This window comes from Stenotrophomonas sp. HMWF003, assembly GCF_003061285.1.
GTDB lineage: Bacteria > Pseudomonadota > Gammaproteobacteria > Xanthomonadales > Xanthomonadaceae > Stenotrophomonas > Stenotrophomonas maltophilia_AP.
The window spans coordinates 8285-18309 of record NZ_QAIW01000331.1 but is presented as its reverse complement, the minus strand read 5'-3'; the positions used below and the strand labels follow the sequence as shown (position 1 = coordinate 18309).

7 protein-coding genes and 2 tRNA genes are annotated in these 10025 nt (G+C 65.4%); 8 read left to right on the top strand and 1 reads right to left on the bottom strand.

Annotation, left to right across the window (positions count from 1 at the left end):
* From DBR34_RS23100 to DBR34_RS13350, 5 genes are all read left to right on the top strand, one after another.
* Positions 1–609: PilW family protein (locus tag DBR34_RS23100; protein WP_258223913.1), on the top strand; the 609-nt coding region annotated here is incomplete at its 5' end.
* A 2-nt stretch (positions 610–611) separates the two neighbouring features.
* A complete protein-coding gene (locus DBR34_RS13365; protein WP_128097150.1) occupies positions 612–1130 on the top strand; it encodes a PilX N-terminal domain-containing pilus assembly protein in 519 nt (172 codons plus the stop codon).
* Between the two features lie 10 nt (positions 1131–1140).
* Positions 1141–4860 (top strand): PilC/PilY family type IV pilus protein, encoded by a 3720-nt coding sequence (locus DBR34_RS13360; RefSeq protein ID WP_128097149.1) that lies wholly within the window; start codon positions 1141–1143, stop codon positions 4858–4860.
* Complete coding sequence (locus DBR34_RS13355) at positions 4857–5291, top strand: type IV pilin protein (protein ID WP_258223912.1); 435 nt, start codon at positions 4857–4859, stop codon at positions 5289–5291. The genes DBR34_RS13360 and DBR34_RS13355 overlap by 4 nt, the downstream gene beginning before the upstream one ends.
* Before the next feature lie 51 nt (positions 5292–5342).
* A tRNA-Asn gene (locus tag DBR34_RS13350) sits at positions 5343–5419 on the top strand.
* A gap of 83 nt (positions 5420–5502) precedes the next feature.
* Here the strand turns inward: DBR34_RS13350 and DBR34_RS13345 are convergent.
* Positions 5503–6012: a GspH/FimT family pseudopilin gene (locus DBR34_RS13345; RefSeq protein ID WP_219928290.1), complete on the bottom strand. Its 510-nt coding sequence runs from the start codon at positions 6010–6012 to the stop codon at positions 5503–5505.
* 199 nt (positions 6013–6211) lie between these two features.
* Here DBR34_RS13345 and uvrB point away from each other — a divergent pair, with 199 nt between their 5' ends.
* The 3 genes from uvrB to DBR34_RS23095 all read left to right on the top strand — a co-directional run.
* The gene (uvrB, locus tag DBR34_RS13340) at positions 6212–8236 is read left to right on the top strand and encodes an excinuclease ABC subunit UvrB (protein WP_128097146.1); all 2025 of its coding nucleotides are present in this window, start codon (positions 6212–6214) and stop codon (positions 8234–8236) included.
* Between the two features lie 107 nt (positions 8237–8343).
* Positions 8344–8418 (top strand) — tRNA-Val (locus DBR34_RS13335).
* A 188-nt stretch (positions 8419–8606) separates the two neighbouring features.
* Positions 8607–10025, top strand: a 1419-nt coding sequence (locus tag DBR34_RS23095; protein WP_258223911.1) for a ComEC/Rec2 family competence protein, incomplete at its 3' end; no start/stop codon positions are given.

The window sequence follows — 10025 nt, the reverse complement described above, 5'->3', positions numbered from 1 at the left end:
ACCGAGAACGGCGTCGCCGCACCGACCTTGTTCGGCATCGCCGACTGCGGCGGGGCCGAGGTGTTTCGTGGCAGCGTCAGCGGCAACACCGTCACTGCCACCGGCGCGAACCTGTCGCGTTTCGTGCCGGCCCCCCAGGCGCCCACCATGGTTTACCGAGCCGAATCGCTGGTCTATTACGTGGGCATCAATGCGGCTACCCAGCAGCCCGGGCTGCGGCGCGCGCGCGGTAACTCGGCGGGGGCCTACGCGGTCAACGAGGAGTTGGTCGAGGGGGTCGAAAACATGCAATTGCTGTTCGGACAGGACACGGTCACCAACATCAGCAAAGGCTCACTGCCGATCGGCAACATCACCACGCAGAAGACGGCTTCTGCCGTTACCACCCAGACCAATGCCGCAGGTGCCGGGGAATGGCGCCGGGTGGGCATGGTCCAGGTCGGGCTGGTGCTGCGTAGTCCCGGGGCATCCAGCGTGACCCAAGCCGATGCCGTTTCCGCCCTGGGCACGCTGGGCACCACCTACAACGCCAGCGCGGTCACCGATGGCCGCTACCGCACCACCTACGAAGCCAGCATCGCGCTGCGCAATCGCCTCTTCGGGAACTGAGCATGGCTACCGTGAAGATCATTCGAGCTTGGTCCGGCCCGCGCGGCCAACGTGGCGCAGTGCTGTACGTGGCGTTGATCATGCTGATCCTGCTGGCCCTGCTCGGCATCGCCGGCATGCAGGTGGCAGGCATGCAGGAAAAGATGGCGTCCAATTACCGTGCGGTCAACGTCTCCTTCCAGAATACCGAAGGTGCCGTCCGCAGTGCCGAAGCTACCACCGCGGCCATCTTCAATCGCACCGCATTGCCTGCGGGAAGCCTGTTCTCCGAGTCCGCGGTGAGCCTGGACTGCGCCGCATTCGATGCTGTCGAGTGGGGACGGGCGCGCAGCGTTACCGCAGCGCCGGAGGTCAAGGTGCGCCGCATTGATTCCTGTGGGGGCGACTCGGCGGGCAATTCGAACAAAATGGGGGGAACCATCGACACGGCGACCTCCAGCTACCAGATCACGGCCTTCTCCGCCGACAACCCGGCCAGCCCGACGTCGTCGTCGGTCATCGACACCATTTTCAAGCTCTGAGGACGCGGCCATGGCATCGCGCAGATTCAAATGGATTACCGCCGCCTCCGCTGTCACGTCGCTTGGCGTGGCCCTGGTGGTCTACAACACACTGATTGCCGCACAGGCGCAGGGTGTTCTGGCACAGGCACCGATGAACAACCAGGTGCAGACCGCGCCCGCCTTCATCATGGCGGTCGATGACTCCGGCTCGATGACCTTCCAGACGCAGTTTCCCGGCCAGGACGGTGAGGGGTGCTGGAATACGACGCGCAAGAGTTTCTTCGACGCCAATGGCAAACTGTACACCTCTGGCAACTGCGACTATCTGCATGTTGTCCCGGGACCGCGCATCGACACCGGGCGCTACGGCATTCCGCCGATTGACCAGCTCGGTTTCGCACGCTCTGCCGAGTTCAATCCGACCTATTTCAACCCGTCGGTGAAGTATGAGCCGTGGGTCGCCGGCAACGGCGCGTCGTATGGCAACGCCGGCCTGCTGGCCACCCGCATCGATCCGCGGAACACCGCGACGGTGGCGCTGGCCTCCAACTACTACAGTACTGCGTCCGCGGACTCGTTCCGCATGCAGGATGGCATGGTCATTCCGGCGGGGACGTTCTACCGCTACAACAACACGGACTATCGGCGCACCTCCGACTACACCTGGAACAGTGGCGTGGCGACGGTGTACATGGAGTACACGCCGGCCACGTTCTACCTGCGCTGGACCAGCAACAACGACGCATATCCGCAGATTCCCGGCGTGATCAATGCCTACAGCGGAGTCACGCGGGTCAAGGTGGACAATGCCTGCGGAACCAACTGTTCGATGTGGAAGTACACCATCGCGGCAGGCAATACCGCGGCGCTGCAGAACTTTGCGAACTGGTTCTCCTACTATGGAAACCGCAACCGCGCGATGATCGCTGGCATGACCCGCTCGCTTTCGGGTATCAACAACCTGCGCGTCGGTTACTTCCGGATCAATCAGAACGGAAGCTATGACAGCGGCACGTCGGCAACCAAGCGCCTGGCCATGCGTGACATGGCCAACGACACGGACAAGCTGGCGCTGTACACCGACATGATCGCGCTGACCGCCAGCGGCGGTACGCCAAATCGTCAGGCCGTCAATGCCGCAGCGTTGCAGATGACCCGGACCGATGCCGGCGCTCCGGTAAAGCTGATGTGCCAGAAGAACGCAGTGATGTTGTTCACTGATGGTTTCAGCAACGGCGATGGACCCACGGTGGGCAACAACGACGGTGCGATGGGCGCTCCGTTCCGGGACGGCAACTCCAACACGATGGCTGACATCGTGAGCAAGTACTACAACGACGTGAATGGCGGATCTCCGCTGCGCACCGACCTGACTGCGGGCAAGGTCCCGGTCCCGCAGGCCTGCAGTGCTGCCAACCCTGACAAGCGGCTGGACTGCCAGGCCAACCTCCACATCAATTTCTACGGCGTTACGCTTGGCGCACGCGGCAATCTGTTCAATCCGGATCTGGATCAGGATCCCTATACCGATGCCTCGATCTACGGCAACTGGCCGCCGCGTGAGAATGATCAGCGCAGCACGGTGGACGACATCTGGCACGCCACCGTCAATACCCGTGGCGAGTACATCAATGCTCGCACGCCGGAAGAAATCACCACGGCGATGCGGCGCGTGTTGTCGTCCGTGACGTCGGGTGCCTCCCCGTCCGGAGGCAGCGGTTCAAGCGGCGCGCGCGTCGGTGCCGGTTCGATCTCGGTTGCACCGAGCTATGAAATCGCCAATGAGGGTACAGACTGGTTTGGCCGCCTTGCGGCAAGCAGGATATCAACCAACGCGGCGCGGGAAATCGTCTATACCCCCCTGTGGGAAGCGGCCGCCGAAATGACCGGCAGCGGGCGCGAGGTCTTCTATACGAAGGATGGCACCACCCGAGCCTTCACTGCAGGGACGGTGACGCTGGATGACCTGTGCACCAAGTCGGCCAGTCTCTACCCGGGCATGTCGCGTTGCAGCGCGGCGGCGATCACGTCCTTGGGGGCCGACGTCACGGCGGCGGTGGCGTACCTGAAGGGTGACCAGAGCCGTGAGGTCAAGAACGGCGGCAGGCTGCGCGACCGCACCACCCGTCTGGGCGACATCGTCAATTCCAGTCCGGTGGTGACCGCGCCTGGCGACGATTATGGCTATCGCCGTCTGGGAGGCGCTCTGGCCACCAGCTACCAGGCGTACGTGGATGACAAGAAGGCCCGCTCCAACTACCGGGTCTATGTGGGTGCCAACGACGGCATGCTGCACGCCTTCAATGGAGGCATGGACGCGGCAGGCAATACGATCGCGGGCGGCGGGCAGGAGGCCTTCGCCTACATTCCGGCTACGGCGCTGGGTCACATGGGCAACCTGCTGTTCCCTTATGATCCACGCAACCTCAACGACCAGAAGTTCGACCATCGTTATTATGTCGATGGTAAGATCACGGTGACGGACAGCCGTTATGCCAACGCGTGGCATACCACGCTTGTAGGTGCCTCCGGCGCCGGCGGCCGCAGCGTTTTTGCCCTTGATGTCACCCCGGGTACCACGTTTGCCGCCGGCAGCAAGCTGTGGGAGATCAGCGACCTGGACGCTGCCCTGCCTGCAGCCGTACGTAACAATATCGGCCACGTGCTGGGCAAGCCGGTCATCGTGCCGATGCTTGACAGCGCCGGTGTGCCAGTGTGGCGCGCGGTATTCGGCAATGGCTACAACAGCGCAAGTGGCAAGGCGGTACTGTTCCTGGTGGACATCAAGACCGGCACGCCCACCGTCACCATGATCGAAGCCGTGGAATCCGGCGCAGCCGTGCCCACGGGCAGCAACGGTCTGGGCGCGGTCGTGGTGGTGGATCGTTATCGGGCCACCAACCCGGTGACGCTCGGCTCGGACGGCTATGCCGATACGGCGTATGCTGCGGACCAGAAGGGTGCGGTGTGGAAGTTCGACCTGCGCGCACAGACCAACCTGACCGTGCCGATGTTCACTACGCTCAGTTACAACGAGGGCGGCCGGACCCTGCGTCAGCCCATCATTGGCGGCCTGGAATCGATGGCCGGGGAAGCGGGCGGAAACATGCTGTTCTTCGGCACGGGTAGTTTCTCTTTCGTCGATGACCCGGCCGATACCTCGGTGCAGAGCCTGTACGGCGTGAACGACACAGTCGATGGGGCGATCTCCACCACGCTTACCCGCGCCAACCTGACGGCCGGTTCAGTGGTGACAACGCCCGATGGGCGTGGGCTTTCTACCGGCACTGCGCCTTCCGATAGCCGCGGCTGGTACATCGACCTGCCGGGTGGTGAGCGCGCCATCGGCGAGCCCACCATCTCAGAGGGCGACCTGTATCTGCGCACGTATGTGCCATCGCGGCCCGCATCGGGCTGCGCGTCCGGGGGCGTGAACTGGACCTTTGTGCTGCAGGCGATCACTGGCCAAGGCGCCCTTGGAGGGGCCCGCCTGGGATCGATCAACGGGACCGCGCTTGCCAGCGGAACCGCCGCGATTCAAACCCCGTCGCCCGGCAGTGCGGCCATCACCGATGTGGGCGTCGGTTCGCTGCCCTCGCAAGGGCTGATGAGTCCGCCCCCAGGTGGCCCTACCGGGACTCCATCCCCCCCCAATCACGAATGCTGGCAGTGGTTCCCCAACGGTACGGGGCCGCAGGTATTTCGACCCTATCCGTGTGGACGTCAATCGTGGAGGCAGATCCAGTGACTTTCTTTCGTTCCAGTGGGAAGGGCAGGGCAGGAGCCGCGGGCTTCACCCTGATCGAGCTGATGGTCGTGGTGGCTGTCATTGCCATCCTGGCGACCATTGCTTACCCGAGCTACACCGAGCACGTGCGGTCGTCCAAGCGGGCGCTGGCAAAGGCCGAGATGGTGGAGTACGCCCAGCGTGCGGAGCGCTACCACACCATCAACAACAGCTATGCCGGGTTCACGTTCCGTGAGACGGGTACTACGAGTGTGAATTCGCCACGTACCGGCACGGCCTCGTACGCGGTGAGCGTGAATCCCGCTGCCTCGACCTTCGTGATAACTGCTGTACCCACGGGTGCACAGGCGCGCGATAAATGTGGGACGTTGACGGTCAACCAGGCCAATCAGAAAACGCCCGGCAATGTATCGGGTGTAACCTGCTGGTAAGTGCGCGGAGTGTTGCAAGGTCGGGTGTGAGCGTCTAGAATGCGCCTCCCCGCCCGAATAGCTCAGCCGGTTAGAGCACTTGACTGTTAATCAGGGGGTCGTTGGTTCGAGTCCAACTTCGGGCGCCAGATCCTGAAAAGGCTGCGAGAAATCGCAGCCTTTTCTTTTTGATGCGCATGGCGGACACGTGAGTTGCCCGCGCGCGATCCGATCAGGGTGGACACCCCCCCGGACGCCGCACGCTCTCCGAGCGCACCCGCCCGCTGTTGTTCACCACGACTTCTGCCATCAGGTCGCCCCGGACGCAGATCTGCAGGGTGAGATTGGTACCCCAGGCGCGGCCATCGGGCAGGAAGCGCAGATGCCGGCGCCCATCGCTGGAGCGGATCGTCCAGCCGGGCGGGTAGCCCGGCGTGTGATGCCGCAGCGCGGGACCCTCCGCGGTGGCCGGCCCCCCCTCCGGTCCCGCGCGATGGACGATCCAGCCCGCCGCCCAGCCGTTCGCATCCCCGCTGCAGGTTGTGCCATCGATGCTGGCGCACACCCGGATGGCCTGACGCTGCTGGATGGCGGCCAGCCGCGCGAAGGCCAGGTGGCTGCTCAGCACCTGGCGCGCGCTGGCGGCCCGCTGGCGGTCCAGCAGCGGCTGCAGGCCGGGCAGGGCGATGGCGCAGAGCACGGCTGCGACGGCGAGGGTCACGGTCAGTTCAAGCAGGGTCAACCCTGCAGGGCGGAGCAGTATCCAACGGCGGTTCGTGGCGGTCACGGCGCGTCCATCCATCGCAGGAGCAGGTGACCAGCCTGGGTCGCAGGGTGTGCGGTTCCCATCGGCGGAACGCAGTCGCCAGGCTCAGCCTTCCCCTCAGCCGGCCGTCACCATTGCCCCCGGTATACTGGTAGGCCCCGGATATGGCGGCACCATGAGCGATCGCTTCGAACTTGTCTCCCCGTATTCGCCGGCTGGCGACCAGCCTGCGGCGATCGAGAAGCTGACGGCCAACTTCGAGGCGGGCATCGCCAAGCAGACCCTGCTCGGCGTGACCGGCTCGGGCAAGACCTACACCATTGCCAACGTGATCCAGAACGTGCAGAAGCCGACGCTGATCATGGCGCCGAACAAGACGCTGGCCGCGCAGTTGTACGGTGAGTTCAAGTCGTTCTTCCCCAACAACGCGGTCGAATACTTCGTCAGCTACTACGATTACTACCAGCCCGAAGCCTACGTGGCGGCGTCGGATACCTTCATCGAGAAGGACAGCTCGATCAACGAGCACATCGAGCAGATGCGCCTGGCCGCGACCAAGACCCTGCTGTCGCGCCCGGACGCGATCGTGGTGGCCACGGTCTCGGCGATCTATGGCCTGGGCGCGCCGGAGGACTACCTGTCGCTGCGCCTGATCCTGTCCACCGGCGAACGCATCGAGCAGCGCGACCTGATCAATCACCTGACCTCGCTGCAGTTCACCCGCAACGAGTACGAGCTGCAGCGCGGCACGTTCCGCGTGCGCGGTGAAGTCATCGACGTGTTCCCGGCCGAGTCGGACAGCGAGGCGGTACGCATCGAGCTGTTCGACGGCGTGGTCGAGCAGATCAGCATGTTCGACCCGCTCACCGGCGAAAGCCTGCGCAAGCTCATGCGCTACACGCTGTACCCCAAGACCCACTACGCGACCACCCGCGAGCGCGTGCTGGCAGCGGTGGAAACCATCAAGGCCGAGCTCAAGCCGCGCCTGGAGCAGCTTTACGAACAGAACAAGCTGGTGGAAGCGCAGCGGCTGGCGCAGCGCACCCAGTTCGACCTGGAAATGATGGCCGAGGTCGGGTTCTGCAACGGCATCGAAAACTACTCGCGCCACCTCACCGGCAAGGCGCCGGGCGAGCCGCCGCCGACCCTGTTCGATTACCTGCCGCCCGATGCGCTGCTGGTGATCGACGAGTCGCACGTGACCATTCCGCAGATCGGCGCGATGTTCAAGGGCGACCGTTCGCGCAAGGAAACCCTGGTGGAGTTCGGCTTCCGCCTGCCGTCGGCGCTGGACAACCGCCCGCTGCGTTTCGAGGAGTGGGAGGCGCGCTGCCCGCGCAGCATCTATGTGTCGGCCACGCCCGGCCCGTACGAACTGCGCGAAGCCGGCGATGAGATCACTGAACTGGTGGTGCGCCCGACCGGCCTGATCGATCCGGTGGTGGAGATCCGCCCCGTGGGTACCCAGGTCGACGACCTGATGAGCGAGGTCAACGAGCGGATCAAGCTCGGCGACCGCGTGCTGGTCACGACGCTGACCAAGCGGATGGCCGAGAATCTCACCGACTACCTCACCGAGCACGGCATCCGCGTGCGCTACCTGCATTCGGACATCGACACGGTGGAGCGGGTGGAGATCATCCGCGATCTGCGCCTGGGCAAGTTCGACGTGCTGGTGGGCATCAATCTGCTGCGCGAAGGCCTGGACATGCCCGAGGTGTCGCTGGTGGCGATTCTGGACGCGGACAAGGAAGGTTTCCTGCGTTCCACCGGCTCGCTGATCCAGACCATCGGCCGGGCCGCACGCAACCTGCGTGGCAAGGCGATCCTGTACGCCGACAAGATCACGCGCTCGATGCAGGCGGCGATCGACGAAACCGACCGTCGTCGCGCCAAGCAGGTCGAATACAACGAACTGCATGGCATCACACCCACGTCGGTGCTGCGGCCGATCACCGATGTGCTTGAAGGGGCGCGCTCGGATGCGGCCGAGAAAGAATCGCGCGGCAAGGGCAAGGGGCGCGGTGGCAAAGTGGCCGAAGAGGCGGTGGATTACCGCACGCTCGGTCCGGCCCAGATCGCCAAGCGGCTGCAGGCGCTGGAGCAGAAGATGTACCAGCACGCCCGCGACCTGGAGTTTGAAGACGCCGCGCAGGTACGCGACCAGATCCGGCAGCTGAAGGAGGCCAGCCTGGGCTGAACAGCGCGTTGTGAAATATCTTCACAAAAGTGTTGCGCTTGCCGGGGGACGTCCGTAATATACGCGGCCTGCCCCGACGCATTCGCAACGGCGTAGACGCAGGAAACGGGCGGTTAGCTCAGCGGTAGAGCACTACCTTGACATGGTAGGGGTCACAGGTTCGAACCCTGTACCGCCCACCACTCCAGTCGCAGAGACTGCAGTGGCACCCACAGAAAAGCCGGCCATCAGGTCGGCTTTTTCGTTTGGGTCGACGTTGACCTGCTGGCATGACGACGCCACGACATTCACCCACATCCAGATGGCGAGCCGCCTGATGGTGCGGATGTCCGCGCCGGCCCAGCATCGGGTTTTGTGCCCGGAGCATTGCATGGTCATCGCGGCAGCCCGTGAGGGTGCGCCAGCGGCAGTTCCACTTCCCCTGTTCGGCAAGGCCTGCGCCGCGACCCTGCTGCTTGGCGTATGCATCACCGTGTTCGCACCGCAGTTGCTGCCGCGTGCGCTGGGGATGGTGGCGGTCTGTGTCGGCTTGATCGTGTGGGGGTGGCCCTCGCGATGGCGATGGCTGGGTGCTGCGCTGCTGGGCATGGGCTGCGCGGCCCTGCATGCGCACGCGTCGCTTGCTGGGCAGTTGCCGGCCGGGGCAGCGGCCATCGATGACGTGCTGCAGGGAAGGGTGGTGAGCCTGCCCGACCACGGCGCGCGCAGCACCCGTTTCCTGTTCCGCGTTGACAACGATGCCGCGCTGCCACCGGATGTGCGTGGCCGCCTGTTTGCGATGGGCTGGCCTGCCCGCCCCGATGGCGGCGAGGATGCGCGTCGACACGTGCAGGCCGGCGCACGCTGGGTGCTGCATGCACGTCTGCGGTCGCCACGGGGGCTGCGCAATCCCGGTGGCTTCGACGCGGAGCGCCATGCCCTGGTGCAGGGGCTGGCGGGGTCCGGGCAGGTTCGTGAACCGGCACGCGCGCGCATGCTGGCGCCCGCCAGTGGCGTTCCGGCCTGGCGTGAGCGCATGGCGGCGTCCATTGCCTCGCAGGTGCATGGCGAGGGGGCGCGTTTCGTGCAGGCCCTTGCACTGGGCGATACCCGCGCGCTCACCCAGGCCGACTGGGACGACCTGCGCGCGCTCGGGCTCACCCATCTCATCGCGATTTCCGGCTTCCACGTAGGGCTCGTCGCGGGCTTCGCGGCCTGGCTGGCGGCGTGGGTCTGGCGCGCATGGCCACCGCTGGGCCGCTACTGGCCACGTCCGCTGGGGGTGGCCGTTGCCGCCGTGTCCGGGGCCGCGCTGTACGCCGCCGTGGCCGGCTTCGCGCTGCCCACCGTTCGCACCGTGCTGATGATTGCGGTGCTGGCCGCCGCACGCTGCAGCCGGCGCCGGGTGACCGTCGGCCAGTCACTGGCGCTGGCCGCCCTGGCGGTGTTGCTGGTGGATCCGCTGGCGGTGCTGGCGCCCGGCTTCTGGCTCAGCTTCGCCGGGGTGCTGTGGCTGGTCTGGTGCCTGCCGGGGCGCGACCCGCGTTGGCTGCGCACCTTCCTGGCGGCCCAGGGCGTGGCCACGCTGGCGCTGCTGCCACTCACCGTGGCGCTGTTCGGCCAGGCTTCGCGTGCCGGGCCGCTGGTCAACCTGCTGGCGATTCCCTGGTGGAGCCTGGTGGTGGTGCCGCTGGCGCTGCTGGGCACGGCGCTGGAGGCAGTGGTCGCGGGTGCGGGGCGCTGGCCCTGGCAGCTGGCCGCAGGGTGTTTCGAGGGCAGCTGGTGGCTGCTCGGCTATGCGGCCCGCAGC

Coding starts and splice junctions, on each gene's coding strand:
- DBR34_RS13365 (WP_128097150.1), top strand. CDS start 612: ATGGCTACCGTGAAGATCATTCGAGCTTGGTCCGGCCCGCGCGGCCAA.
- DBR34_RS13360 (WP_128097149.1), top strand. CDS start 1,141: ATGGCATCGCGCAGATTCAAATGGATTACCGCCGCCTCCGCTGTCACG.
- uvrB (WP_128097146.1), top strand. CDS start 6,212: ATGAGCGATCGCTTCGAACTTGTCTCCCCGTATTCGCCGGCTGGCGAC.